This is a genomic window from Pristimantibacillus sp. PTI5 (assembly GCF_048572955.1).
Classification (GTDB): Bacteria; Bacillota; Bacilli; order Paenibacillales; family Paenibacillaceae; genus Pristimantibacillus.
In genome coordinates this window covers 1,701,832-1,727,795 of sequence record NZ_CP183886.1, presented here as the reverse complement: position 1 = coordinate 1,727,795, position 25,964 = coordinate 1,701,832, and the positions used below count along the sequence as shown (strand labels likewise).

General features: G+C 48.9%; 21 protein-coding genes. 15 read left to right on the top strand and 6 right to left on the bottom strand.

Annotated elements, in window-relative coordinates:
- Window position 1: 1 nt before the first annotated feature.
- Window positions 2-982, top strand: coding sequence for a carbohydrate ABC transporter permease (locus ACN6MW_RS07780; RefSeq protein ID WP_419874953.1), 981 nt, complete (start codon window positions 2-4; stop codon window positions 980-982).
- A 773-nt stretch (window positions 983-1,755) separates the two neighbouring features.
- The gene (locus tag ACN6MW_RS07775; RefSeq protein ID WP_419874952.1) at window positions 1,756-1,938 is read left to right on the top strand and encodes a hypothetical protein; all 183 of its coding nucleotides are present in this window, start codon (window positions 1,756-1,758) and stop codon (window positions 1,936-1,938) included.
- 41 nt (window positions 1,939-1,979) lie between these two features.
- On the opposite strand, the gene ACN6MW_RS07770 is transcribed toward ACN6MW_RS07775, so the two are convergent.
- Window positions 1,980-2,894 carry an ArsR/SmtB family transcription factor gene (locus tag ACN6MW_RS07770; RefSeq protein ID WP_419874951.1) on the bottom strand — a complete coding sequence of 305 codons (915 nt, stop codon included), beginning with the start codon at window positions 2,892-2,894 and terminating at the stop codon, window positions 1,980-1,982.
- A gap of 303 nt (window positions 2,895-3,197) precedes the next feature.
- On the opposite strand from ACN6MW_RS07770, the gene ACN6MW_RS07765 reads away from it, so the two are divergent.
- Window positions 3,198-4,169 carry a family 43 glycosylhydrolase gene (locus ACN6MW_RS07765; RefSeq protein WP_419874950.1) on the top strand — a complete coding sequence of 324 codons (972 nt, stop codon included), beginning with the start codon at window positions 3,198-3,200 and terminating at the stop codon, window positions 4,167-4,169.
- Window positions 4,170-4,372: 203 nt separating this feature from the next.
- Here ACN6MW_RS07765 and ACN6MW_RS07760 read toward each other — a convergent pair whose 3' ends face one another.
- Window positions 4,373-5,701, bottom strand: a complete 1,329-nt coding sequence (locus tag ACN6MW_RS07760; RefSeq protein WP_419876296.1) for an FAD-dependent oxidoreductase — start codon at window positions 5,699-5,701, stop codon at window positions 4,373-4,375.
- A 338-nt stretch (window positions 5,702-6,039) separates the two neighbouring features.
- Window positions 6,040-6,735 carry an HAD family hydrolase gene (locus ACN6MW_RS07755; protein WP_419874949.1) on the bottom strand — a complete coding sequence of 232 codons (696 nt, stop codon included), beginning with the start codon at window positions 6,733-6,735 and terminating at the stop codon, window positions 6,040-6,042.
- 144 nt (window positions 6,736-6,879) lie between these two features.
- Between ACN6MW_RS07755 and ACN6MW_RS07750 the strand changes: the two genes are divergently transcribed.
- Window positions 6,880-7,632, top strand: coding sequence for an SDR family NAD(P)-dependent oxidoreductase (locus tag ACN6MW_RS07750; protein WP_419874948.1), 753 nt, complete (start codon window positions 6,880-6,882; stop codon window positions 7,630-7,632).
- Between the two features lie 75 nt (window positions 7,633-7,707).
- Here the strand turns inward: ACN6MW_RS07750 and ACN6MW_RS07745 are convergent, their stop codons facing one another.
- Window positions 7,708-9,753 (bottom strand): RICIN domain-containing protein, encoded by a 2,046-nt coding sequence (locus tag ACN6MW_RS07745; protein ID WP_419874947.1) that lies wholly within the window; start codon window positions 9,751-9,753, stop codon window positions 7,708-7,710.
- Window positions 9,754-10,160: 407 nt separating this feature from the next.
- Here ACN6MW_RS07745 and ACN6MW_RS07740 point away from each other — a divergent pair, with 407 nt between their 5' ends.
- The 10 genes from ACN6MW_RS07740 to ACN6MW_RS07695 all read left to right on the top strand — a co-directional run bounded on the left by ACN6MW_RS07740 (window position 10,161) and on the right by ACN6MW_RS07695 (window position 23,513).
- Entirely contained in the window at window positions 10,161-11,537 is a 1,377-nt protein-coding gene (locus tag ACN6MW_RS07740) for an ABC transporter substrate-binding protein (RefSeq protein ID WP_419874946.1), read from the top strand.
- A 127-nt stretch (window positions 11,538-11,664) separates the two neighbouring features.
- Entirely contained in the window at window positions 11,665-12,723 is a 1,059-nt protein-coding gene (locus ACN6MW_RS07735; RefSeq protein WP_419874945.1) for a GntR family transcriptional regulator, read from the top strand.
- A gap of 167 nt (window positions 12,724-12,890) precedes the next feature.
- Window positions 12,891-14,267 carry an ABC transporter substrate-binding protein gene (locus ACN6MW_RS07730; RefSeq protein ID WP_419874944.1) on the top strand — a complete coding sequence of 459 codons (1,377 nt, stop codon included), beginning with the start codon at window positions 12,891-12,893 and terminating at the stop codon, window positions 14,265-14,267.
- A 65-nt stretch (window positions 14,268-14,332) separates the two neighbouring features.
- Window positions 14,333-15,226, top strand: a complete 894-nt coding sequence (locus ACN6MW_RS07725) for a carbohydrate ABC transporter permease (RefSeq protein WP_419874943.1) — start codon at window positions 14,333-14,335, stop codon at window positions 15,224-15,226.
- A 39-nt stretch (window positions 15,227-15,265) separates the two neighbouring features.
- Window positions 15,266-16,102, top strand: a complete 837-nt coding sequence (locus ACN6MW_RS07720; RefSeq protein WP_419874942.1) for a carbohydrate ABC transporter permease — start codon at window positions 15,266-15,268, stop codon at window positions 16,100-16,102.
- 4 nt (window positions 16,103-16,106) lie between these two features.
- Window positions 16,107-18,584: a family 43 glycosylhydrolase gene (locus tag ACN6MW_RS07715; protein ID WP_419874941.1), complete on the top strand. Its 2,478-nt coding sequence runs from the start codon at window positions 16,107-16,109 to the stop codon at window positions 18,582-18,584.
- 33 nt (window positions 18,585-18,617) lie between these two features.
- The gene (locus tag ACN6MW_RS07710; RefSeq protein WP_419874940.1) at window positions 18,618-20,399 is read left to right on the top strand and encodes a glycoside hydrolase family 2 protein; all 1,782 of its coding nucleotides are present in this window, start codon (window positions 18,618-18,620) and stop codon (window positions 20,397-20,399) included.
- Between the two features lie 20 nt (window positions 20,400-20,419).
- Window positions 20,420-21,367, top strand: coding sequence for a family 43 glycosylhydrolase (locus ACN6MW_RS07705; RefSeq protein WP_419874939.1), 948 nt, complete (start codon window positions 20,420-20,422; stop codon window positions 21,365-21,367).
- A 98-nt stretch (window positions 21,368-21,465) separates the two neighbouring features.
- Complete coding sequence (locus ACN6MW_RS07700) at window positions 21,466-22,203, top strand: GTP cyclohydrolase II (RefSeq protein WP_419874938.1); 738 nt, start codon at window positions 21,466-21,468, stop codon at window positions 22,201-22,203.
- Between the two features lie 440 nt (window positions 22,204-22,643).
- Complete coding sequence (locus ACN6MW_RS07695; protein WP_419874937.1) at window positions 22,644-23,513, top strand: DUF421 domain-containing protein; 870 nt, start codon at window positions 22,644-22,646, stop codon at window positions 23,511-23,513.
- 7 nt (window positions 23,514-23,520) lie between these two features.
- On the opposite strand, the gene ACN6MW_RS07690 is transcribed toward ACN6MW_RS07695, so the two are convergent.
- A complete protein-coding gene (locus tag ACN6MW_RS07690) occupies window positions 23,521-23,853 on the bottom strand; it encodes a winged helix-turn-helix transcriptional regulator (protein ID WP_364145899.1) in 333 nt (110 codons plus the stop codon).
- A 155-nt stretch (window positions 23,854-24,008) separates the two neighbouring features.
- Here ACN6MW_RS07690 and ACN6MW_RS07685 point away from each other — a divergent pair, with 155 nt between their 5' ends.
- Window positions 24,009-24,983: an aldo/keto reductase family protein gene (locus ACN6MW_RS07685; RefSeq protein WP_419874936.1), complete on the top strand. Its 975-nt coding sequence runs from the start codon at window positions 24,009-24,011 to the stop codon at window positions 24,981-24,983.
- Window positions 24,984-25,058: 75 nt separating this feature from the next.
- On the opposite strand, the gene ACN6MW_RS07680 is transcribed toward ACN6MW_RS07685, so the two are convergent.
- The gene (locus ACN6MW_RS07680; protein ID WP_419874935.1) at window positions 25,059-25,787 is read right to left on the bottom strand and encodes a YhcN/YlaJ family sporulation lipoprotein; all 729 of its coding nucleotides are present in this window, start codon (window positions 25,785-25,787) and stop codon (window positions 25,059-25,061) included.
- Window positions 25,788-25,964: the final 177 nt, after the last annotated feature.

Sequence of the window (25,964 nt, the reverse complement as noted above, 5' to 3'; positions counted from 1 at the left end):
CATGAGTTCACCTAGTATGACCGAAAAATATGCCGACCTTCAAGGCAAAGCGGAAGCGGTCTGGAAGATCACGTGGATGAAGCGCGGCCGGGGCGTTGCAGGAACGTTTTTCTACTATTTAGTTATTCTTAGCTTGGCATTTGTGTTCGTCTATCCGCTGCTGTACATGGTATCGAAATCGCTTATGCGGCCGGAGGACGTGGCAGATGCTACGATTCAATGGATTCCGAAGCAGTTCAGCCTGACGAATTATTCGATCGCGCTGGAAGAGATCAATTTCTGGCCGGGCTTGCTGAACAGCGTTATTATTTCGTTCGGCAGCGCGGTCCTGCAGGTAATCAGCTGCTCGATCGTAGGCTACGGCTTCGCGCGCTACCGATTTCCCGGCCAATCGCTGTTTCTGGCAATGGTGGTGTTTACTTTTCTTGTGCCGCCGCAAACCATCGTAGTCCCGCTGTTTACCTTTTTCCTCGACCTGGGCTGGGTAAATACGCATTTGCCGTTCGTGGTGCCGGCGCTGCTCGGACATGGCCTGAAGGGCTCGTTGTTTGTGCTCATCTTCATCCAATTTTATCGGACGCTCCCGAATGTGCTGGAAGAAGCAGCGAGAATCGACGGCGCGGGCGCGTTCCGTACGTACTGGATGATCATGTTCCCGCTCGCAAAGCCTGCGATGCTGGTCGTCTTCTTGTTCTCGGTCGTATGGCACTGGAATGACTTGTTCGAGCCCAACATGTATTTGCTCGTCCCGGAATATTTCAATCTGGCACAAAATATGGCCTTCTTCAACGGAAACGCCAATTTGGATCTCCAGCAGGCATCGAGCTCGGTATCCGCGGGCACGCTCGGCATGGCGCCTACGCTGCAAAACCAAGTCATGGCGGGGGTTATGCTTACGATCCTGCCAGTCCTGATCCTGTATATGTTCACGCAGCGTTATTTCGTGGAAAGCGTCGAGCGTTCCGGTATCGCGGGCGAATAAGACCGAGAAGCTCCTGCTCTTATGCGAGATGCAGGAGGCTTTCGTCGGGGCAGCCTGTTTTAGCTGATGGTGACTGTCGGTCGCCGAAGCCGAACGCTGACTTCCTACGCTAACCGGCGTCGCCGACCGTCGAAGCCGTCAAAGGCAGCAGATTGCCGCTTATAACCGCCGAAGCAGACCATTGATACAAAATAACAGGAATAAATCCCGCTAATTCTATGAATTAGCGGGAGAATCGGCATATAACTGGAATTTCTACCGTTAATTTAGGCAAACTCGCCTTTCATATCTCCATAGTGAGGAATTAGCAGCTCGAACAGTCGTGCGAAGATAACGGGAAAAACTCCAGTTAATTTTCTTTAATTGGTTGTTTTGGAGCATTTAACAGGAAAAACTCCCGTTAATCTTAACAAATATGCTTCCAAGTGCTTAAAACAACAATTTTAACGGGAGAAATTCCATCTAATTTAACGGAGTATCTTCTTGCATCAAAATTATCGGGAGCTTTTCCAGTTAAATTTGCTGAAAGCCAACACGAATCCCGTGTTAGATGATGCAGTGCTAAGAAGAGGTTAGTTTTACTTGATATGCATGATGCCCACCAGGTTGATTGTTGTGCAAATATGGAGGGTGCCAACTTACTGATGCTGGCTGCATGATCGATATGCGCGGTGTGGAACATAAGCGGGGAACCGTTTTACTACATAGCAGGCAGGGACGAGTGACGGATGAATGAAATGATACGGAAGCTTTTAAATGCGGAGGGGCGTGCTATGAAGGAATCGATTAATATACTGGGGCTGTCGATTCGCCGCAAGGAACGATGCTATCGCTCCTTGCGGATCCTGGATGAAAAGTACGTTTGTCGAGCCGGCCGGATGGGATGCAGCCTTAAGAACAATCCATTTACGGATTATCAAATCCGTTTACGCTGGACCTTCCCAAGCAATCGGTGACGTTTTACAGGCTGAAGAGTTAGCGGTTAACGCCACAGGTTCTACTCGTTTCTTTCGTAATAAAGTTTGAACACGATGTCTTGGTTATAATTGCCGAAGCCGGATCCGAATAAAGTGACGCCGCCAACGTTTTCGGCATCCTCTTCGACCGCAATGCGGAACTTCCATTGCTTGCTGAGGATATTCACTTCATCTAAAGTGACGTCGGAAATTTTCTGGCCGTCGATGAAGGTTCCGTTTGGCGTTATTTTCAGCACCTTAAGCAGGCCGTATTGATTAATCTCGTCCCACCACCAGTCAGGTGTATACTTGCCGCGTTTTCCGCCGAAGTCACCGGGACTGGTCCAAAGGCCGATCTTCGTGCCGTTTAAGTAAAATGAAATATCGGATGGCCAATTTTCATTGGCAAAAGGTGCCTCTGACGAGATTTCAAACGAAATTTCAAGCTCGGTAGGCCTCTCGCTTTTGAGCAGGAAATTGGCCGTCTTGTATTCGATGAAGCCGCTGCTGAACCATAAAATTTTAGCATTCATGCGATCGGGGTCAAGGAAAAAGCGTGGCTCGTCGAACATGCCGATGACTTTGACGGTCGTAGCGAGGCCGCAGGTCGGCTCCACTTCAAAGTCGGTGTAATGGCCGATGGAAACGATGGTTTCGTGATAGGTGCGCAGCGCGGGACGTTTTTTGGAAGGGAAATCAATTTCTATGCTGTCGGTGATGAGCTTGCACATTTTTTTGGTGCCGCCGCTGCTTGAGACCATCTCTGAGCTGATTAGTCCGGCTTTCTCCAGCTTCTTGACATGCATGGTCATGATCGGACTGCTGAGCTCGAGCGCTTGGGCAAGATCCTTGATGTTCATTTCCTGCAGGGCAAGCAGTTGAATAATTCGAAGCCGCACATCGCTGGCTAACGCTTCATAGATGGGTAAATGAGTATCTGAAATATCGATTTTCATGCTTTCACTCCGCTTCGCTAATTAACAAAATAATAGCTGCCTATTTCAAGTCAAATCAAAGGATTGATTGAGGTTAACAAAAATGTTAACCGAACAGCAGCTTAAACTGCATGATGATGGATAACGCTTTTTTATCGAAGTAAATCCGGCTAAAAATTACATAATCTATTCATTTATTTTATAGGTAAAAAGATTGCTTGACAAATAATATTTAGCACAGAATAAGTCATTCATAAATATATTAATGATTACGACCTGATGCGTTCCTTGCATATCGAATTATAGGCTGGAGGATTGAGAGAAATGACAAGTACACAAACATCCGGGCAGTCGCTGGCGCAGCTGCGAAATCCGTTGGTAGAACAGCGGGCGGATCCTTGGGTTTTGAAGCATACGGACGGCTATTATTATTTTACGGGCTCCGTTCCCGAGTATGACCGTATCGAGCTGCGCAGGGCGGCGACGATTTCCGGCTTAAGTGATGCTGCTGGAGCAGTCGTATGGGTGCAGCATGATGAAGGTCCAATGAGCAAGCATATTTGGGCGCCGGAACTGCATTTTATCGATGATAAATGGTATATCTATTTTGCCGCAGCAAGGGAAGATGCGCCGTTCCGGCATCGTATGTACGTCCTTGAGAATGAATCGGCCAATCCGCTTGAAGGAAGCTGGACCGAGAAAGGCCAGATCATAACGGACTGGGATTCCTTTTCGCTGGATGCAACGACCTTCAGGCATAATGATGAGCAGTATCTAGTATGGGCGCAGCAGGATCCTGCCATTCAGGGCAATACCAATTTGTACATCGCTGCAATGAGCAGTCCTTGGACGCTAAAAAGCAAGCAGGTGCTCATCACGAAGCCGGAGCTGGATTGGGAGGTCATCGGCTTTATGGTGAACGAAGGGGCGGCTGTGCTGAAGCGGGACGGAAAGATCTATATGACGTATTCTGCAAGCGCCACGAACCATAATTATGCGATGGGCTTGCTAACTGCTTCGGAATCAAGCGACCTGCTTGATCCGGCTTCCTGGACGAAGTCGCAGTCCCCCGTGTTTGCGAGCTGTCCGGAAACGAGTCAATATGGACCAGGGCATAACAGCTTCACGGTTTCGGAGGACGGGGAGCAGGATATTCTGATTTACCATGCCCGCAGCTACAAAGAGATTGTAGGCGACCCGCTGTTTGATCCTAACCGTCATGCCCGAGCGAAGGTGTTTACATGGAACAGCGATGGAACGCCCGACTTCGGAAAACCTCCGGCAGATACGGTTTAGCAGGCAGCAAAGAGGAGCCACCCTGGTAAAGGTGGCTCCTCTTTGCTAATTCGGCGTATGGTCACGGCAGTTTTAATGCGATAAAAGACGGGATTCGCTAGCTGTAATAACGCATATATTTTATAGGAGAAGTTTCGCGCAGAATTTCGGTGGAAAAAGGTGGAATGATTGTGCGTGAAGCTGCATCGCTGCTCCTTCGAACCTTATACGGCCTGCAAGCCGGCTTGGTTAAGAAGATTCCACGGCTTGTTGTAATGCGGCTGAAAGAAAAAGTCGACGTAGCTTAATTCGTCCATCGTCATGCCGTTTTGGATGCAAACCGAGATTGTATTGATCGATTGCGTCAAATCTACCTTCGATAACACCTGCGCTCCGACAATTCTGCCGCTTTCTGCCTCGTAGACGACCTTTAACGTAACCTGTTCATACGTAGGCATAAATTCGGGACGGTAATTATCAATGATTGTGACATTTTTCACATTCATGCCCGCGGCAAGGGCAGCCGTTTCCGTTAAGCCTGTCGACGCGATGTTGTAATCGTAAATTTTAATTCCCGATGTGCCTTGCGTGCCGAGATAGCGAACGGTGGGTTGAATAAGGTTTTTGGCTACAAGCGTCCCCATGCGCACAGCGTTTGTCGCAAGCGGGATGTAGGCATTTTGACCCGTTGGATTGTAATGGACGGCACAGCTGTCGCCGGCGGCAAATACATCAGGCTTGCTCGTTCTCATATAATCATCAACGATTATGGCTCCGTTTGGCAGCATGTCGACTTGCCCCTTAAGCAGCTCTGTATTTGGTCGGAAGCCGATGCAAAGGACAACAAGATCCGCTTCATATTCGCCTGCAGTCGTCATGACGGTCGTTACTTTCCCTTCCGTGCCTTTGAACGAAGTGACGGTTTGCCCGGTTGCGATCGTAATTCCTTTATCCAGAAGCGCTTGCTCCGTCAAATCGGTAAACTCACGATCCAAATATTTATACAAAACGCGCTCCATGTTATCGATTAAGGTTACCTGCTTGCCTAACATTTCGAAGGCTTCGACGAGCTCAATACCGATATAACCGGCGCCGATTACAGCGATCCGATTCGCATTTTTGGCCTTCTCAATAATGGTTTGCGAATGGTTGTAGTTTTTGCATAACACGATGTTTTCAAGCTCGATTCCGTCCATTTGCGGGATAATCGGCCACGAGCCTGTCGTTACGACGAGTTTATCGTAGCTGTCCGTAAATTCGCTGCCCGTGATGAGATTGCGGACCCGAATGGTTTTGGCATCCGTATCGACGGCTAGCACATCATGACGCATATTCGTCGTCACGCCAAGCTTTGCGAGCTGATCGGGCGTTGCATAAAATAATTGCTCAGCATCTTTTACGATACCGCCGACGTGTAGGGCGATTCCGCACGAGAGAAACGAGATGTTGTCGTTCCGTTCATAGACCGTAATGCGAGCGTCTGGGTGAAGCTTTGCCATTTGGGTGATAGCAGCGGTACCTGCGTGTGTGCAACCGATAACTGCGATGTTCATTGTCATTTTGAACGCCTCCTATAGTAGATGTAAAGAGGATAAGCTGCATCGGCAGCTGTCTTTACAACGTGAATTATTTCACAACCTAGGGTATTATGTGAAAACATTCACAACCTTTTCTTGCTTTTATCATATGCCTTTTTGAATAGGATGGCAAGGGCTTTTGCTCCATTTCCAGCCTATTAAATTAAATTTTCAGACTATTTGACACGATTTTGTAACAACCTTAAACCGGGAAGATGCGCGTGAGCTGACTCGTCGAAAACGTGCACACGAGGTAGGATCATTGCCCTAGTAAAGATAATGACGCGTGTTTGAAACGAAGGCCGGTTGTTTGATCAACCCGGTCCCGGTTGGTTGCTTAAGACAGCGAGCTTATCCAGCAGTTGTTCGGGATTAAGCAGCTTCTTATAAGAACTTTCGATGTAGGTATTGAACCAAAAGGCATGAAAAGGCAGCAATCCTGCTTTGCTTGCACCGTCCAATTCTTTTGAGCCGCCGTCACCGACAAAAATGGACTGCCCGGGCGCCACCTCCAGCCGCTCGCAAGCCAGCTTATAAATCTGCCCGTCAGGCTTAGCCGCTCCAACCTCGTAGGAGAAAATAACATCGTCAAAATATCCGGCAAGCTCGCTTTCATGCCAGTGCCTTACTTCTTCCTCCGAACAATTGCTGATGATTCCAAGCTTCACATCCATGGCTCGCAGACGATCTAAGGTCTTTATGATTTCGGGATGGATCTGTTGAAAGGGAATCCTTTTTTCAAGGATACGATCATGATAAAGGCGGCCGAGCACTTGCGAGTCTATTTTTAAATGTCGGCTTTCTAAAATGTCCTGGATTGCGGAAATATAATTAGGCAATAAGCCGGTCATTCTTTGCAACTGCCGATTCCCCCACTCAAGCAAGAAATCTTCATTGCGCAAACCGAATAATTCAAAATAATCGACGGAACGAACGGTTTTACGCTGTCCATCTTCAAACTCGGTGATTAACGTTTCGAACAAATCGAAAAACACAGCTTGAATACGCAAAATAATCATCTCCTTAGGGGACTGGCGGGAAATAGTAGTCGCATCTCTATTTTAATAGGAATGCCTAGAGTTAACCATTTCCATTTTCATTTATTTTGCTATAAACTCTATCGTAAAGCTGGAATAGCCTGAGGAGGAGTTCAAATGAAATTAACATACGAGGATAAGCATGTACTCATAACAGGAGCCGGAGCCGGAATCGGCCGGGCGCTTGCGCTGGCTTACGCCGAGCAAGGCGCTCTTCCTATTATTGCGGATAAAAACGAAGAAGGGCTGGAGCAAACGGCTTTGCTGCTGGAGGAGGCCGGCTATCACTCTTTGTCCATTACGGCGGATATGAGCAAGCCTGAGGAGATTACCCGGCTGCTGCAGGATATCCAGACGCTTGTTGGCAGACTGGATATTGTCATTAACAACGCCGGCTTTGGCATATGGAAGTCCCCCTATGATTTGGAGATCGAGGAGTGGGACAGCGTCGTCAATACGAATTTGCGCGGAACGTTTGTCTGCTCGCGGGAAGCAGCTAAGCTTATGCGAACTACGGGTGGCGGAGCCATCGTGAACATTTCATCCACCCGGGCGATGATGTCGGAGCCGAATTCGGAAGCTTATGCCGCCTCCAAGGGAGGGATTTTGTCGTTGACGCATGCGATGGCCGTATCTTTGGGTCCGGATCGCATTACGGTCAACGCGATATGCCCAGGCTGGATTGAAACGGGCGATTACAGCCAGCTGGATGAAGCGGACCATACGCAGCATCCGTCGCAGCGGGTCGGCAAGCCGGAGGATGTTGCGCGTGCATGCCTTTATTTGACCGATCCCCAAAATGACTTTGTGACGGGCACCCACATTACGCTGGACGGCGGAATGACAAGAAGGATGATATACGAGGAATAGCCTGTGCTTTGATAAAGCGCAATAAAACGTGGTCCCGCAAGGTATATAACCTTTACGGGACCACGCATTCTTCGATTAACTCACCCTAACGAGCTTCCACCTTTGGGCGCCATTGGCTAGATCATCCCAAATTTGCACGTTGGTTCCATCCGCGGTGCCTGAGCCTGATACGTCTAATGCCTTGTTGCTGTTTGAATCGATAAGCTTCATATAACCGCTGCCCGTATCGACGAGCTTCCAAAGCTGGTTAGGGGTGCCGTTATAATCCCAGATTTGTACATTTGCTCCGTTCGCCGTGCCCCACCCGTTAACCTCAAGCGCTCTGCCGCTATTCGTATTAATAAGCTTGTATGCTCCGCCTCCCACATGCGTGATTTGCCAGAGCTGATTCGCTTGGCTCGCGCCTTCCGTCCAAATTTGCACATTGGCTCCGTTTGCCGTTCCCCAGCCGTCAACCTCGAGCGCTTTCCCGCTGTTCGAATTTACGAGCTTATACACACCGCCGGATACCACACCGTTATAAACGTCATTCCGATAAAATTCAACCCGGTCTATATCGGCCCATTGGCTTGCAAGCGTGTTTGAGGCAAAAAAACCAACCGTTGCTTGCCCGTTCGTAACCGCAATATTGGAAAGGGTGACCGGCGTCCAAGCCGTCGTTACCGGACAAGTTATTTGCTGCATCGTACCGCCAAAGTCTTTGGCTTCCATGACGCATGCGCTTTGCCCGCCGCTGCTTCGCATATACGCGCGCATCGTATAATTGCCGTTATCTAGACCGCTGATGGTTTGACCGACATAAGCCGTTGCAGGGCCGCTCGTTCCGGCTAATCCGATAAAATGATTGCCATGCGCGGCAGGGACGCCAACGCCGTCATTTGTGCCATGAACCTTAATTCGTGCGGGATAATCATCGCCGAACGTTGTCCAGCCGCTTACATTGGCGGTTTCGAAGCTCCAATTCGTAAGCAGATTCGTATTGGAGGGTGTGACGGCATGGCCGAAGCGAACATAAACGCCGCTGGCGGGATAGTTCGAGCTAGTTGCCGCCAGCACATGCGTAGCGTCTATAGGGAGCAAGGCATTCCAATTGGAGCTGGTCGAGTCGCTTACCGGAAAAATATTGGTGCGGAACTGCCAGGTCGCTCCGTTATCGGCGCTGATCATCGTATACATGGAGGAGTAGGCGTCGCCGGTGTTAATGCTGTCATTATCGGTTTGGAAGGAAACGAGAAGACGACCGTCCCCGAGCTTCACGACAAAGGGAGCGCCGGCTTTTTTGCCGGCCTTTGATGGAATATACAAAGTTTGACGGGGCACATTCCAGTTATAGCCGTCAGCTGAAATCTTATATTTGATGACGAAGGGATGACCGGCAACGTCTGTCGCTTCGAAAACAAGCATATATCTTCCGTCCGCCATTTGGGTGATGACGGGCATGCCGTCTCTCGAACCCGCGGCAACGCCATCGCTGACAACCGTTTCGGCGCTCCAGCCGTTTCCGGTCCAGGTTTTCATGATGAGCTTTTGAAGACCCGTTGTTCCGGCTGCCGCAGGACTGTCATCCGCATAATAAACAGCGATAGTATTGCCTAACATTTGCAGATGCGGCTCCCATAAGCCTTTGAAGGAGCTGGCAGTAGCTGCGCCGATCTGTCCGTTTGCGAGATCGGACCACGTATTCCCTCCGTCCGTGCTTTTTCTTGTTTTGAGATAGGTGCTGTAATTGGAGCCGGATTGCACGACAAGCCGGTAGGATAACCAAATATCGCCGTTCGCGAGCTGAAGCATTTGTCCGTTGCCAACATCGCCGCTCGCATCTGCCGCAGCTTGTATGGCAGGAGACCAGCTGTGCCCGCCGTCCTTGCTTCGGGCAGTCATGATTTTTGTTTTGCCGCCGCCGGCATTCGTATCAAAGGAAGCAAGAATATCGTTATTGTTTAGCTTAAGCAAACGCGGATACCATACCCCTCCGTTAGATGGAGCAAAAACAGTGGAGGTGTTAGAAGGCCAAGCTAAGCCTGGTGCTGCAAAAGCTTGAAAGCAGGCTAACAGGGTAGTAAGCACAAGCAGTAAAGCGGTTGAGCTTGCAGTGATGCTCATTTTTTTGGCTAAGAACAAGTGAATTCATCTCCTTTTAAATAATGTAAGCGCTTCAAAACGGATTATAAGGTATGTTAGTATTTAAATATATACTGAACTTAGTATAATAAAAGTCTTTCTAATAAAGTGAAAGGACGGAAACGCGGATTGAAGGGTGTATACATACAAAATTTTAGGAGTAAACGATCAAAATTGGAGCGTGAAGCGACGGATAAAGAAAATATTTTTATTTTTTATACTAAATACAGTATTTAAACTTATAACAATATAAACTAGAATAAGCTCATCAAGGAAGCGCTTGCAAAAATAAAGCGTGCATCGAAAGCAACAGTAGGATGGCTCATTGCTTGAAGCTTTCCCTTGCAAAATCCTTGATGGTGAAACGTATTTTATGCAGCACTTACAAAAGGGAGGCGTCAAACGAAATGAAGAGAAAACAATCGGCTAAGCTTGGACTTATTTTTCTATTATGCTTTGGGATGCTGCTGTCGGCTTGCTCATCCGGCAATAATGGCAGCGGCTCCGCCGCAAACGGTAACGCGGGCAATAAAGAAGAAGGCGCGGCAAATACGCCGCAGGAGCAGGTGAAGATTTCGTTTATGGGCCATGGCAGCCCGCAGGAGAAGGATATATTCACGAAGCTCATTAAGTCCTATGAAACGAAATACCCGAACGTAAAGGTTGAATATACAAGCGTGCCTCCGGCAGAGTATAACCAAAAGCTGTCCACGCTGGTCGCATCAGGCAAAACGCCGGATGTATTCTACGTATCGGGCCCGCAATTTTATAAATTCGCCGAGGCCGGCACGATTCAGAACCTGCAGCCGTTTCTAGAAACGACCGAGCTGTTCCAAGAGGATAATGTATGGAAGCAGGCGCTCGACCGTTACCGCTTCGACGGCAAGCAGCTCGGCCAAGGCGATCTGTACGGCCTGCCGAAGGATGTAGGTCCATGGGCCATGGCGTACAACAAAACGATGTTCGAGGAAGCCGGAGTGGAATTGCCGCCGGCCGAGGTTGGCAAATGGACATGGGATAACTGGCTGGACGCTGCGAAGAAGCTGACGAAGGATGATAACGGCGACGGCAAGGTCGACATTTACGGCGGGGCGAACTTTACGCTGGAAGGTGCCGTATGGGCAAGCGGCGGAGACTTCATCGACTACGGCACAGGCAAGATTACCATCGATACGCCTGAATTCGCAAGCGCGATGCAGTGGGTAGCGGATCTTCGCTTGAAGCACAACGTAACCCCGTCGCCGGAGGACGAGAAAGCAATGAATGCTTACTCGCGTTTCGTGGCAGGCAAGGTAGGCATGTTCCCGATGGGCCCGTGGGATCAACCGGGCTTCTGGGATTTGCCGTTCGAATGGGATATTGCGGCATGGCCGGTAAATCCGGCGACAGGCAAAGCGGGAACATGGATCGGGTCGATGGGCTACTCGGTATCGAGCAAATCCAAGCATGCGCAGGAAGCGTTTAACCTGGCTGCATTCCTGGCGCTGGACGCGGAAGGCCAGAAGCAAAACTACGAGCTGGGCCAAGCGGTGCCAAACCTAGTGGATATGGCAAAAGGCGAGTTTGTGGCCTATGATAAAGCGCCGGCTAACCGCAAGGTATTCCTGGACATCATCGAGGATTACGGGCATCCGCCGGTAGAGTTTGGCTCGAAGGATACGAAATGGATCGATACGATGTGGCAAGAGGCAGGCAAGGTATGGGACGGCAAGATGACGGCAGCCGCCTGGGCGAAGGAAATGCAGCCAAAGCTTCAGGAGCTGTATGACAAGGGCAACAAATAAGCGGAGTAAGAAAGATTAAAAGCTGTGCCTTCAGGTTATTAACCTCGGAGGCGCAGCTTTTTTTTATAAAGACAAATCATAACTAATTTAGTATACTTAATATATTAATATAAAAAGAGGGTGCGACGTGAAAAATTATCCTTTATATAAACAAATCCAAGCTGATATTTTAGGACAAATTCAAACAGGCAAGCTGCGTCCCGGAGACCGTGTCCCCTCAGAGAAAGAGCTGGCAGAGCAATACAGGGTCAGCCAAATTACGAGCAAAAATGCTTTGATCGGGCTTGCTGATGAAGGCGTGCTCGTTCGCGTGCAGGGCAAAGGGACGTTTGTGCGGCAGGATGGCGAATCCACTGTAGAAGCCGCTGCATCCAGCCATGCGAGAGACGTGATTGGACTCATTTTGCCGTGCATGAAGACCAAGGTGGATCAGAAGATCCTTGATTCCATTGAAAAATACGTGACGGCTGGCGGATACAGCTTGCAGGTCCGCATTACGCGGGAGTCTCAAATCGAAGAGAGCGCGGCGATTGAATCGATGGTCGCTTCCGGCGTACGGGGACTCATTGTGTTTCCAACGGAAGAGGAGCGCTATAATGATAGTATTTTGCGATTGTCGCTTGATAAATTTCCCCATGTGCTGATCGACCGCTTCCTAAAAGAGATCCGGACGTACAGCGTCAGTTCGGACAATGTGAACGGCACGGAGCAGGCGATTACGCATTTGCTGGAGAGCGGTCACGAGCATATTGCGCTAATTACCCCGGAAATTACGAATACGGCGACCGAGGAGCGGTTGATCGGTTTCGAGAAAGCCTATTTGGCCAAGAAGCTTCCGATTGATAAAGATCTGTGGTGCATATTAAAAATCGAGGATATATCAAGCGGCAACGCGCAGCCTATTATTGAAGCCTTCATGAAAGAGAGGCCCGCGGTTTCAGCTGCTTTCGTAGTCAATGTGGAGTTGACCAACTATACCTATTACGCCGCCAAACGGTTGAAAAAATCAGTGCCGGACGACATCGAGCTTGTCTGCTTCGACCAGCCGGATTTCCAGGATGTATCCTATCTGCAGCAAAATGAGGATGAAATCTGCAGGGTTACGGTTGATTTGCTGCATGCGCAGCTGCAAGGCGAATATACGCCGCAGCGAATCGTCGTACCCGTGAAGTTTTGTGAAAAATAAGCTTTAGCCTATAAAAAGCATCTTTGCACAGCTTTTGTGCAGGGATGCTTTTTTATATTGTATTTAGTATATAAACATATAACAATATAATTTATAATGAGTTTATTGAATTAAGCGCTTACAGTTTGCGTCGAGCGTGTTTGAATTACGAGGGAGGGTCAAACGAAATGAAGAGAAAACAATCGGCAAGGCTTGGACTTATTTTTCTATTATGCTTCGGGATGCTGCTGTCGGCTTGCTCATCCGGCAATAATGGCAGCGGCTCCGCCGCGAACGGCAGCGCGGGCAATAAAGAAGAAGGCGCGGGAAATACGCCGCAGGAGCAGGTGAAGATTTCGTTTATGGGTCATGGCAGCCCGCAGGAGAAGGATATATTCACGAAGCTCATTAAGTCCTATGAAACGAAATACCCGAACGTAAAGGTTGAATATACAAGCGTGCCTCCGGCAGAGTATAACCAAAAGCTGTCCACGCTGGTCGCATCGGGCAAAACGCCGGATGTATTCTACGTATCGGGCCCGCAATTTTATAAATTCGCTGAGGCTGGCACGATTCAGAACCTGCAGCCGTTTCTAGAAACGACCGAGCTGTTCCAAGAGGATAATGTATGGAAGCAGGCGCTCGACCGTTACCGCTATGACGGAGAGCAGCTCGGACAAGGCGATCTGTACGGCTTGCCGAAGGATGTAGGTCCATGGGCCATGGCGTACAACAAAACGATGTTCGAGGAAGCCGGAGTGGAATTGCCGCCGGCCGAGGTTGGCAAATGGACATGGGATAACTGGCTGGACGCGGCGAAGAAGCTGACGAAGGATGATAACGGCGACGGCAAGGTCGACATTTACGGCGGGGCGAACTTTACGCTGGAAGGTGCCGTATGGGCAAACGGCGGAGACTTCATCGACTACGGCACAGGCAAGATTACCATCGATACGCCTGAATTCGCAAGCGCGATGCAGTGGGTAGCGGATCTTCGCTTGAAGCACAACGTAACCCCGTCGCCGGAGGACGAGAAAGCAATGAATGCTTACTCGCGTTTCGTGGCAGGCAAGGTAGGCATGTTCCCGATGGGCCCGTGGGATCAACCGGGCTTCTGGGATTTGCCGTTCGAATGGGATATTGCGGCATGGCCGGTAAATCCGGCGACAGGCAAAGCGGGAACATGGGTCGGGTCGATGGGCTACTCGGTATCGAGCAAATCCAAGCATGCGCAGGAAGCGTTTAACCTGGCTGCATTCCTGGCGCTGGACGCGGAAGGCCAGAAGCAAAACTACGAGCTGGGCCAAGCGGTGCCAAACCTAGTGGATATGGCAAAAGGCGAGTTTGTGGCCTATGATAAAGCGCCGGCTAACCGCAAGGTATTCCTGGACATCATCGAGGATTACGGGCATCCGCCGGTAGAGTTTGGCTCGAAGGATACGAAATGGATCGATACGATGTGGCAAGAGGCAGGCAAGGTATGGGACGGCAAGATGACGGCAGCCGACTGGGCGAAGGAAATGCAGCCAAAGCTCCAGGAGCTGTATGACAAGGGCAACAAATAACCTTTAGAAATAAAGTCCGATTTTAGAAATGAAATAACGAATAGCTAGTGCGAGGATGTGTACGCATGAAAAAAAGAAAACCTAGTTATATACGCAAAGAATACGCTTGGGCCTATCTATTTGTAGCAGCGCCGGTGCTCGGCTTTCTCATCTTTGGAGTCGCGCCGCTGCTTTACTCGGCCTGGCTGAGCTTCACGTCGTGGGATCTCGTTACACCGCCTGAATTTGTGGGCTTTGAGAATTATGTGGAAGTATTCCACGACGAGAAGGTGTACAAATCTCTCTATAATACAGTGTTTATGATGCTTGGCATTCCGATTGGGATGGTCGTCGCGCTGCTGCTGGCGATTATGATGAACCGGCCGCTCAAAGGCATATCCTATCTTCGGACGATTTATTATTTGCCGGTCATTTCCCCGATCATCGCCGTTTCGCTGCTGTGGCAGTGGATTTTGAATCAAGACTTTGGTCTGCTCAATCAAACGATGTGGAACTGGTTCGGCATTGAAGGTCCGAACTGGCTCGGCGATGCAAGCTGGATTAAGCCTTCCATGATTCTGATGGGCCTATGGGGCGGCGTTGGCGGTACGATGGTGCTTTACTTGGCTGGATTGCAGTCGATCTCGTCCACCTATTATGAAGCTGCTGAAGTAGACGGCGCGAACGCGTTCCAGAAGCTGTGGTTGATAACGATTCCGCTGCTCACGAATATTCATTTCTTCGTCGTCGTTATGGGCGTCATCGGCGCATTCCAGTCGTTTAGCCAGATCTACGTATTGGCAGGCGACGGCGGTCCGGAATACAGTGCGGCGACCGTAGTATTTTACATTTTCGAAAATGCGTTCAAGTACTTCAATATGGGCTATGCCAGTGCCATTGCTTGGGTTCTTGGCCTTATTATCTTCATCGTTACGCTCCTTCAGTTCCGGCTGTCGAAAAAATGGGTGTACAACGATTGATCGTTAGCGTCACAGTTTGCGAGGGGAGTTTGATTTCACATGCTGCAAAAAAGAATGACAAACCTTTGGGTGGCCTTAATTCTCTGTATCGGCTCGGTTGTCATGCTGGCACCGTTCGTATGGACGATTTCCACTTCATTAAAAGATCAACGAAACGTGTTCGAAATTCCGCCAAAGTGGATTCCAGATCCTGCTACGTTCAAAAACTATGTCACGGCTTGGAACGATTCTCCGTTGCTTAGCGGCTTTATGAACAGCATGATTATCGTCGTATTTGTTCTTGTTATTGGACTTTTTGTTTCCACGATGGCGGCATATGCTTTTGCCAAGATCGAATTTCCGTTTAAGGATACGATTTTCCTTTCCTTGCTTGGAACGATGATGATTCCTTTCTCGGTCGTCATGATTCCGCAGTTCATTGGTTTCTCAAAGATTAACTGGATCGATACGCTGCTGCCGCTCATTGTACCGGGCCTCTTCGGAAATATCGTCGTTATTTTCTTCCTGCGGCAGTTTTTGGCGGGCGGTCTTCCGAATGAGCTGGTAGAAGCAGCTAAGCTGGATGGCAGCGGCTTCTTCCGCACCTTCTGGACGATCGCATTGCCAGTCGCCAAACCGGCGATTGCGGCCCAAGCGGCATTGAGCTTCATGGGCATCTGGAATGACTTTATGGGTCCGCTTATCTATTTAAGCTCGCCGGAAAAGCAAACGATTCAAGTGCTGATCGCTTCTATGCAAGCACAATATATGGGTTCCTCTAACTATCCGGTTATTTTGGCGGCGTCGATCATATCCATGGTTCCCGTTATTCTCGTATTTTTCTTCTGCCAGCGCTATTTTATCGAGTCGATGGCGATTAGCGGATTGAAGGGTTAACCGGATGCGCATAGTTACAGCAGGGAAAATGAGGGCGATGAAGGCTGTCGTCCTCCTTGCCGCAGCATTCGGTCTCATGCTGAGCGGTTGCGAATCCAGCCCGGATGAGAAAGAGATTACCCTGTTAAAGGAGGATGCGAAAGTGTATACGAATTCGTTTAAGCTGGATCAAGAGTGGGAGGATTACGGAATCGGCGATCCTTTCATCATGCGCCATAACGGAAGATTTTACTTATACTGCAGTACAAAGGATTTTCGGCCAGGCATTAAGGCATGGAGCTCCGACAACCTCGTGGATTGGAGCTATGAAGGGCTGGTTACAGAGGATCCGGTTACGACAGGCGCTTATGCTCCCGAAGTCTTTTACTGGAACGGCAGCTTCTATTTATACACATCGCCCGCCGGACAAGGACATTATGTGCTGCAGAGCGACAGCCCAACGGGTCCGTTCGTCGTCAAAACAGAAAATCTGGGCAATTCCATTGATGGCTCCGTATTTATCGACGATGACGGAAAATGGTATTTCACGAATGCAGGCACGCAGGGCATTGTTGCCCATGAGATGCCTGATCCGTTTACGATTGATGTCGGTGTAACGACTAACGCCTTTCTTGGGCACTGGACGGAAGGCTCGATGATATGGAAGCGAAACGGCTTGTATTACATGACGTATACGGGCAATCACGTATTCAGCAATGGCTATCGCGTCAACTATGCAGTGTCAAAGGATGGCCCTTTCGGCGATTATGCATTGCCTGCGAACAATCCGATCGTCATCAGCGTAAAGGATGAATTTAAGGGTCTTGGCCATAGCGCGACGGTGCTTGGTCCGGATATGGACTCTTATTATTTGACCTATCATAATTTGGTCGGGCATTCCGCGGAAGGCCCCCCGGTACGCGAGCTTAATATTGACCGGCTTGCTTATAATGGCGATAAGCTGGTGGTTTTTGGTCCCACGCATGACTATAAGCAGCCTGCACCCGCGATGCCGGCGTTGTATAGTTGGTTGTCGGAAGGGATTGCAGCCGAACAATGGGACAAGACGGATTCGGCTAAAGGCGGGACGATGCTTAGCAAAGTAACGACGGAAACGAATTTTATTGCGGAATATAATTTCCGATTGCTCGATGCAGACGCAGTATCGGATAAAGGTATGCTTGAAGCGGTATTTTCATATACGGATGCATCGAATTATTCAGCGGTTATCCTGCTGCCATCCAAGCATGAGCTTCACTATATTACCGTGAAAAATGGGACCGAGCAGCATGGCGGTTATGCCGTGCTTCCCCAAGAGTTTGATTATTCGAAGCTGCATGCGATCCGGGTGGAGCGGCGTGACGACCGGGTTCTTGTTTTCTTTGACGGGATGAAGAAGCTGGAGGAAGAAACGGCTGGACCGGGCGAAGGGAAAATCGGGTATATCGCGACAAATGCGAAACCGGTCTATGAGTATACGGCGTTTACGAATGATGCAGGCGGCAGCAGCGATTTTGAGGCTTATAAGCCGGTGCCTGGAACGGTTGAAGCGGTTCATTATTTGAAGGAAGCGGAACGAGGCTTCCACGTAGAGCAGAAATCATCAGAGATTAGCGCCTACCGGGCGGGAGACGGCGTGCCTATCCAGAAGCTCGATGACGGCAGCTACTCCGTAGGCTTACGGCAAAGCGGAGATTGGTTGAAGTATAAGCTCAATGCCAAGGCGGATGCGAAGTATGGAATCGGACTAACGCTCCGGAAGCCGGAGAAGGATAGCGTGCTGGAATGGTCCATTGACGGAGGAGACTCGGTAAAAACGAGGATTAACGCAGATGATCAGGCGTTTACGGAAGATACAACAGCCACGCTTCGAATCGGAACAATGGATTTGCCTGCTGGCTTTCATGAACTGAAGATTGAATTGAAAAGCGGTGCAGCTCATATTCAATCGTTTGAATTGTTTACCGCCGAGAAGCTGGAAGAGCAGCTATCATTTGATCAATTGCCTGTTCAATCGGGATTTGGATTATTTAGCCAGAACGGTGATGCTTATATAGGCAGCGGGACAGAGGATGACCGCTTGTTTGCGGGCAGCGACGCATGGGATGACTATACGTTTTCGGTTGGCGTGAAGCTGAATTCCGACACCGATATTGGCGGATTCTTTATTCGCGAGACGAATGAATCGTATCATCCCGCTCAAGTCAGAGATGCGGCGATGGGCTATTATATCGGCATTTCTTCTTCGCAGCTGACCTTACATCGTTTGAACTATGATAGCGAGCTCATAGCCAGTGAAACCGTAGAGCTGGAAACGGGACGCGTTTATACGCTGAAGGCATCAGCAAAAGGCGGGAATATTCAAGTGTTTCTAAATGATGATCCGAAGCCGTTAATTCAATACACGGATCCGAACCCGTTTTTATACGGCAAGGTAGGCATTCATGCCGAACGCTCAACTTTATCATTCTACGATTTAATCGTAAAACCAATAAAGAAATAATATAAACATAAGCAATAGGACTGGAGTGGGAACATGATTATACCATCAAGAAATGAATACCCTAGACCGCAGTTTGAACGGGCTTCTTGGCTTAACTTAAACGGGGAGTGGGAATTTGCGTACGATGATACGAATGCCGGCTGCGATAATAGATGGTATGAGGGAGAAAATTTTGACCGTAAGATCCAGGTGCCGTTTTGTTACCAAAGCGAGCTGAGCGGCATTAATGAACAAGCCTTTCACGATATCGTATGGTACCGGAAAAATGTCGAGCTGCCCTCTGAATATACGGGTAAACGCATTATTCTTCATTTTGGAGCTGTTGATTACGAAGCTAAGGTTTGGGTGAACGGGCATTTGGTTGCATCCCATGAGGGCGGCCATACCCCTTTTCAAGCCGATGTTACGGCAGCCCTTCAGGCAAGCGGGATGAACATCATCGTTGTGCGCGCACAGGATTATAGCAAGGATGTCACGCTGCCAAGAGGCAAGCAGTACTGGAAGGAGAAGTCGGAGCAGGTCTTCTATACACGGACGACGGGGATATGGCAAACGGTATGGATCGAGGCGGTAAATGCTGCGCATGTGGAACGCGTGCGGCTGACGCCCGATATTGATTCCAATAAAATTCATATTCGCAGTTATATTAAGGGCACGGAATTATACAATGGCTTACGGCTCAGCATAAAAGTATCGTTTGAAGGCGAGCTGATTGCCGAGGATGTCATTCGTGTCATGGCGCAGGAAGAGGAAGTTTCCATTAAGCTGCATGACTTTAACGATCACGGCCTTGGACGCTGGTGGTCGCCGGAGAAGCCGCATCTCTATGACGTCGAATTTAAGCTGCTGGACGGCGAAGAAGAATTAGATCAAGTGAAAAGCTATTTCGGCATGCGGAAAATATCGATTGAAGATGGTGTTATTTGCTTAAATAACCGTCCTTATTATATGAAGCTGATTTTGGATCAAGGTTATTTTCCGGGCGGCGTGCTTACGGCTCCTAGTGATGAAATGCTGCGCAAAGATGTAGAATTGACGAAGCAGATGGGGTTCAACGGCGCGAGGAAACATCAGAAAATCGAAGATCCGCGATACTTGTACTGGTGCGATAAGCTGGGATTGCTGGTATGGGGAGAGATGGCGAATGCCTATCAATTCTCGGAGCAATACGTAAGCCGCATTACGAAGGAGTGGCAGGAAGCGGTTCACCGTGATTATAACCACCCGTGTATCGTTGTCTGGGTTCCGCTGAATGAGAGCTGGGGAACACCTAATATTTTAATCGATAAAAGACAGCAGCATCATGCTTCCACGCTCTATTATTTGACCAAATCACTGGATGATACTAGACCGGTTATTTCGAATGACGGCTGGGAGCATGTGAAATCGGATATCTATACGGTTCATGACTATGAATGCCGAGAAGAAGTATTAGCTGGCCGATATGCTACGCCTGAATTATCCGTTAAAAGCGACCCGCAAGGCAGGAAAATTATGATTCCCGGATTCTCCTATCAGGGCGAGCCGGTACAGCTATCGGAATTCGGAGGAATTTCATACATTCAAGGCAGTGGCGAAGGCTGGGGGTATTCTTCGGCGAAGGATGATCAGGACTTCCTGAACCGTTTGACCGCAGTGATGCGTCCGATTATTGCAGCAGGCGGATTACAGGGCTACTGCTATACGCAGCTGACCGATGTCGAACAGGAGAAAAACGGTCTGCTGTCATTCGAACGCGTGCCTAAGCTTCCGATTGAAATCTATCGACAAATTGTAACGGGCGCGACTCCGGTGTTAACGGGCGGATTGGAATAATCATAGAGGGGCGGGTTGAAATGGATAGAACATTTGTGAATCCTATTTTGATGGGCGGAGCAGATCCGTGGATGATGAAGCATTCAGACGGCAAATATTATTTGATGGTAACCAAAAGAAGCCATTTGGAATTAAGATCGGCTGCTTCGATGACCGGAATCGCTGAAGGACGGCATGAGGTTATCTATACGCCGCCTGCCTCGGGTCCCGGATGCCAGAATCTATGGGCGCCGGAATTGCATGTGATCAACGGCAAATGGTATGTATATTTCACCGCTAATGATGGCGGAGGAGATGATACAAGGCGAGTCTATGTGCTTGAGAACGAGCATCAGGATCCATTTGAAGGAACGTGGATAGAGCGCGGCGCCATTAATACGCAATTGCCGGGACTGGATGGAACGGTATTTCACCATAAAGGGACGCTGTATTTCTTGTATGCCGGATATGGGCATTTTCCCGATTACGGTTCTGCGATCTATATCGCCAGAATGGAAAACCCTTGGACGATTGCTGCCAAGGAAACCTTGCTTACGAAACCTGAGTTTGAATGGGAGAAGCAGGGCGGCATGGCTATTAATGAAGGACCGGTTGTTATACAGAGGAATGGCAAGCTGTTTCTCGTGTACTCTGCCAGTACGACATGGGCGGATGATTATGGATTAGGCATGTTAATAGCAGACGAAGCATGCGAGCCGACCGATGCCGCTGCTTGGACGAAGCTTCCGCTGCCGGTATTCAGTAAATCGCCGGAACGAAATGTGTTTGCGCCAGGACATAACAGCTTCACCGTATCGCCTGACGGGACAGAGGATTGGATTGTTTATCATGCCCTTTCTGAATCAGGCGCACCGACGGCAACACGAAGCACGAGAATTCAAGCTTTTGGCTGGAATGAGTCAGGTTATCCGGATTTTGGCGTCCCTGTTGCTGTCGATACAAAGATCCCTTTGCCATCCGGTGAATAGCCATATTAAGTTCATGAACCTAGGCAGAGCATAGCGGGTATGCTTACCGAACATAATAGTCCAAACAACTATTATACTAAGGTCAGGAGCATACCCTTATGTACACAGAAGCTATCTCCGTAATGGACAATAAGATAAAGGTAATCGAAAGTGAAAAAGGCATTATTTATTTGGTGGGTCCGATTAAGCTGCCAGTTAAGCTGGATGAAGGCGAAGCGCTTTTTGACTGGTACTGCTGGCTTCTGTGCAAAGAAAAGCTGGATGATGCGGAGCAAATTATTAAGAAGCTCTCTGCCATTAATCTTGCGGAAATGCAGCAATCCAGCGTGCTTGTATACGGCGATTTCGAGCAAGCCGATGAGGCCTGGATACGCATGCACAGCATTTGCCACACGGGAGATATCTTTGGGAGCAAGCGCTGCGATTGCGGCTATCAGCTGCATGAGTCGATGCGTATGATCGTCGATAAGGGCTCAGGCGCTTTGTTTTATTTGGCGAATCATGAGGGAAGAGGCATCGGCTTATTCAGCAAGGCAATGGCGTATCTGCTGCAGGAAAAGGGCTTTGACACGGTGGAGGCAAACGTGGAGCTTGGTTTTGTGGATGATGCACGCAACTATGGGGATGCCATTCGCGTGTTGAAATCGCTGAGGTCGAAGCCGGTTGCGCTGATCACGAATAATCCGAAAAAGTTGGATGCGCTGCAAGCGGAGGGGCTGGATGTAACCGGTCGAATTCCGCTTTGGGGAGACCGGTCCGAGCATAATGAACGTTATTTGGATACCAAAATAAAACGTTCAGGGCATTTCGCGGCAAGTGCTTGCCCTAACGAATAAAGGTATGCAAATTGGATAGGGCTGCTCCGTTAACGCATAAATGCGTTAGCAGGGCAGCCCTTAATTGTATCGTATATTTAACCGGACCTCTTCTATGATGAAAGGCCGTATGGAATCCCCTTGTTAACAGCAAACAGCATGTGTACCAAGTTGTCTAAAACTCGCATCCTAAAACAACGAAAGCCCTACCTCTCTTCCGTCCTCGCGGCTCCGATGACCGCGCCAGTGTGAATCAGAAATACATCACGAAACAGGTTTGGGATTAACAGCAAAGAAATCAAAATCTGAGGAAAAACATTGAATCTTACTGGGGATATGCTGGGGTTAAATATAATACATTCTTCATATTGTACTACATATATTTATGAATTGCAACAGTTTAAAGAAAAACGAATGACTTTAGCCATTCTGGACACTATAGGACGGAAGGGGGAATAGAGATGCCAAGTTGGTTGGAAATTGTTATTCGCACGTTGGCTGCTATCGTCATTTTATTTGCTTTGACAAAGGCGCTGGGCAAACGCCAAATATCGCAGCTATCGCTGTTCGAGTACATAACCGGCATATCGATCGGTAATATTGCCGCCTATGTGTCGCTGGATCTCGATAATCTATGGTATTTGGGTATGGTGTCATTAGCGGTGTGGGTTAGCGTATCGGTTGCAATGGAGTTTATTACGATGAAAAGCAAGAAGATTCGCGATTTCGTTGACGGCAAGGGTACGGTTCTCATTAAAGATGGCCAAATGCTCAAAAAGAATTTGCATAAAGAACGGCTGACGATAGATGAAGTGTTGGAGCAATTGCGTAAAAAGGATGTTTACCGCGTAGCTGATGTGGAGTTTGCGGTCATGGAATCAAGCGGGGAGGTTAACGTGCTGCTGAAAAAGGAATATCAGCCTATAACCGCTGATCTTCTTGGCTGGAAGGTGGCAAGCGAGCATGAAGCGCAAACCGTCATGATGGATGGAGATATTCAAGATGAGGTATTGGAGAGGTTAGGCCGTAATCGCGACTGGCTGCTGCATGAGCTTAAGACTAGGAATTTGAAAGAGGAGGATGTTTTTATCGCTCAGATGGACAGCACCGGTCAACTGCTGCTACAGACTGGCGATGAGGGCAAGCATCCGCAAAATAGCTCATCTAAGCCGAAGGAGCGAGTTGCCATTCTCATGGAACAGTTTGAGGCGGAGCTGCTCCGCCTTGAACGGTTATCACGGAACGAGAATGATCGCCGCGTATATCAGACGGCGCGCGACCGGTTTCAAGCGAGCATAAATGCGATGCCCGATCGGCTTTTAAAGCGTTAAGCCAGAGCTAGTTCCATCTCGCTGACCAAAGCTTCATCTCTTTCAAAATATGATGCAGGTCTTCTCCCTTCGGGGTGAGCGTATACTCGACCGTCACGGGTACGGTAGGAAAAACTTTGCGTTCAAGCACGCCCTTGTCCTCTAAATGACGGAGCGTGCTTGTTAACGCTCGCGGGCTTACCGCAGGAATGAGCTTCTGAATTTCCCCGAATCGTTTGGTGCCGCAAAATAACTCTCTCAGTACAAGAAATGCCCATTTGCCGCCGATAACATCCAATGTCTTCTCAATATTGCATTCAATATGAACGGGTTCTTTCGGGATGTAATTTTGTACGCTCAAAACGTTATACCCCTTTTCGTATATTACTAACAATGAGTATAGTATATATATTAAAGATAATAAAATGAAAAAACATTCACTACTTACATTAAAACACAATCTGCTATACACTACTACATGAGAGCGATGGAAAAGCCAAAAAGGAGTGTTAGAAGATGAAATATAGAAGGCTTGGCAACAGCGGGCTTAAAATAAGTGAAATCGGACTTGGCAGCTGGTTGACTTACGGAACGGCAACGGAGGCGGAGACGGCTCAAGCATGCATACATAAAGCTTATGACCTGGGCATTAATTTTTTTGATACGGCCAATGCTTATAATAATGGCGCAGCGGAAAAGGTAATGGGGGATGCTTTGAAAGCGTATACACGCAGCAGCTACGTTCTCGCGACAAAGGTATTTTTCCCGATGGGGGCAGGCCCCAATGACCGAGGGTTATCCAGAAAGCATATCGTGGAGCAATGCGAAGCGAGCCTGAAGCGTCTCGGCACCGATTATATTGACCTCTATCAATGCCATCGCTATGATTCGGACACACCGACTGAAGAAACGCTAAGGGCGCTCGATGATTTGACCGCGCAAGGGAAAGTGCTCTACGCCGGCATCAGCGAATGGACAGCGCAGCAAATTACGGATGCGGCTCAGACGGGAAGACGGCTTGGCCTGCGACCGCTCGTATCCAACCAACCCATCTACAATATGTTTGAACGATATATCGAGCAAGGGGTAATCCAGGCATGCGAGCAGGAGGGTCTTGGCCAGGTTGTCTTTTCACCGCTTGCACAAGGCGTATTGACCGGTAAATACAAGCCTGGACAAGCAGTGCCGGCTGGCAGCCGCGCAGCAAATGATAAAACAAACGGCGTTATTAACAGCTATTTGCGTGAAGACGTGCTGCAGGTGGCCGAGAAACTCGAGCAGTTGGCAGCGAGCATCGGCGCGTCATTGTCACAATTTGCGCTGGCGTGGGTGCTTCGTCAGCCCAATATAAGCTCGGCGATTATCGGATCCAGCCGCCCCGCTCAAGTGGAAGAAAATGTGAAAGCCGTAGATCTTGTTCTTACGGATGATTTGCTCGCTCAAACAGAAGCGATCTTAGCGGAAGTAAAAGGCTTCGCTCCAATGCGCTGATCTCTATATTGCTGATAGCCAAAAAGGCTCTTCCTCGGAAGAGCCTTTTTGCTATATATAATAGAAGCAATTTTTTTAGCGGTCCAATTGGGACTCGGAAGGGCTGTAGGTGCCTGGCTGCGTGATGGGCGGAGGCATTTCCTTGCCGCCGGCAAAATGATATTTCACCACGGTATTGAATTGATCGATCCAAGGCATAAGCGAACGTCCGCCCCAAGCTTCTTTAGCAAAATGATTAAAGTAGTTTACGAATTCCATGTTAGCCGAGATGTGCACTTCTTGTGCGGCCGGCGCAAGCTCCCGGACTTTTAGCGCAACGGTCTGTTTCAGTTCATCGGATAAGTCGTTAATATCGTTCACCGAAAAATAGGAATTGTAAGGCGAGACAAGCGCCCGGCTGTTTCCGTACGGACTTCCTGTGTCTTGATTATACACGCCTTCGTTTGTGCCGGTATTGTCCTGCTCGCGTAATCTGCCTGAATTGCGTGTGCCCACGGCTGTCCAATCCAGCATAAGACCGACATACGCATTTTTGTCCGTTAGCATAACGATTGCGGAAGCGACGCCGTTCAGATCCGTTACCTTTCGTGAAATGACAGAGCTGTATTCGAAGAAGGAGTTATCATGCTGATGTGGATTCGTTGACATCGGGCCGTAGGATTTACCGCCCAGCATTTTCGGATCGTTAGCCTGGCGGCTGCCGTAGTCGCTGTCGCTTCTCTGGGCGAGTTCTTCGTAATTGCAGCCTGCTGCCGCAGTGAGCACTGCAGCTGACAGCAGCAGCGCAGCTATTCGTTTAACCATAAAGTGAGGACCCCCATTCATCGATAATGGCTTTAGTTTTTGTCTTGGAAGCTTAAATATACGTTTAAGGGGGTATACATAATTGACCATGGGTTTGGTGCACAATGTAGGATAGAGAGAATGCCATGCTGACAGGCGTAACGCAATGAAAAAGAAAGCGGAAAAACGTTGTAATGA

Excerpts from the sequence above, each read along its gene's own strand:
- ACN6MW_RS07775 (WP_419874952.1), top strand. The coding sequence starts at position 1,756 with ATGAAGGAATCGATTAATATACTGGGGCTGTCGATTCGCCGCAAGGAA.
- ACN6MW_RS07720 (WP_419874942.1), top strand. The coding sequence starts at position 15,266 with ATGCTGCAAAAAAGAATGACAAACCTTTGGGTGGCCTTAATTCTCTGT.
- ACN6MW_RS07700 (WP_419874938.1), top strand. The coding sequence starts at position 21,466 with ATGTACACAGAAGCTATCTCCGTAATGGACAATAAGATAAAGGTAATC.
- ACN6MW_RS07760 (WP_419876296.1), bottom strand. The coding sequence starts at position 5,701 with ATGAACATCGCAGTTATCGGTTGCACACACGCAGGTACCGCTGCTATC.
- ACN6MW_RS07780 (WP_419874953.1), top strand. The coding sequence starts at position 2 with ATGAGTTCACCTAGTATGACCGAAAAATATGCCGACCTTCAAGGCAAA.
- ACN6MW_RS07725 (WP_419874943.1), top strand. The coding sequence starts at position 14,333 with ATGAAAAAAAGAAAACCTAGTTATATACGCAAAGAATACGCTTGGGCC.
- ACN6MW_RS07695 (WP_419874937.1), top strand. The coding sequence starts at position 22,644 with ATGCCAAGTTGGTTGGAAATTGTTATTCGCACGTTGGCTGCTATCGTC.
- ACN6MW_RS07685 (WP_419874936.1), top strand. The coding sequence starts at position 24,009 with ATGAAATATAGAAGGCTTGGCAACAGCGGGCTTAAAATAAGTGAAATC.
- ACN6MW_RS07710 (WP_419874940.1), top strand. The coding sequence starts at position 18,618 with ATGATTATACCATCAAGAAATGAATACCCTAGACCGCAGTTTGAACGG.
- ACN6MW_RS07705 (WP_419874939.1), top strand. The coding sequence starts at position 20,420 with ATGGATAGAACATTTGTGAATCCTATTTTGATGGGCGGAGCAGATCCG.
- ACN6MW_RS07680 (WP_419874935.1), bottom strand. The coding sequence starts at position 25,787 with ATGGTTAAACGAATAGCTGCGCTGCTGCTGTCAGCTGCAGTGCTCACT.
- ACN6MW_RS07730 (WP_419874944.1), top strand. The coding sequence starts at position 12,891 with ATGAAGAGAAAACAATCGGCAAGGCTTGGACTTATTTTTCTATTATGC.
- ACN6MW_RS07715 (WP_419874941.1), top strand. The coding sequence starts at position 16,107 with ATGCGCATAGTTACAGCAGGGAAAATGAGGGCGATGAAGGCTGTCGTC.
- ACN6MW_RS07765 (WP_419874950.1), top strand. The coding sequence starts at position 3,198 with ATGACAAGTACACAAACATCCGGGCAGTCGCTGGCGCAGCTGCGAAAT.
- ACN6MW_RS07740 (WP_419874946.1), top strand. The coding sequence starts at position 10,161 with ATGAAGAGAAAACAATCGGCTAAGCTTGGACTTATTTTTCTATTATGC.
- ACN6MW_RS07770 (WP_419874951.1), bottom strand. The coding sequence starts at position 2,894 with ATGAAAATCGATATTTCAGATACTCATTTACCCATCTATGAAGCGTTA.
- ACN6MW_RS07750 (WP_419874948.1), top strand. The coding sequence starts at position 6,880 with ATGAAATTAACATACGAGGATAAGCATGTACTCATAACAGGAGCCGGA.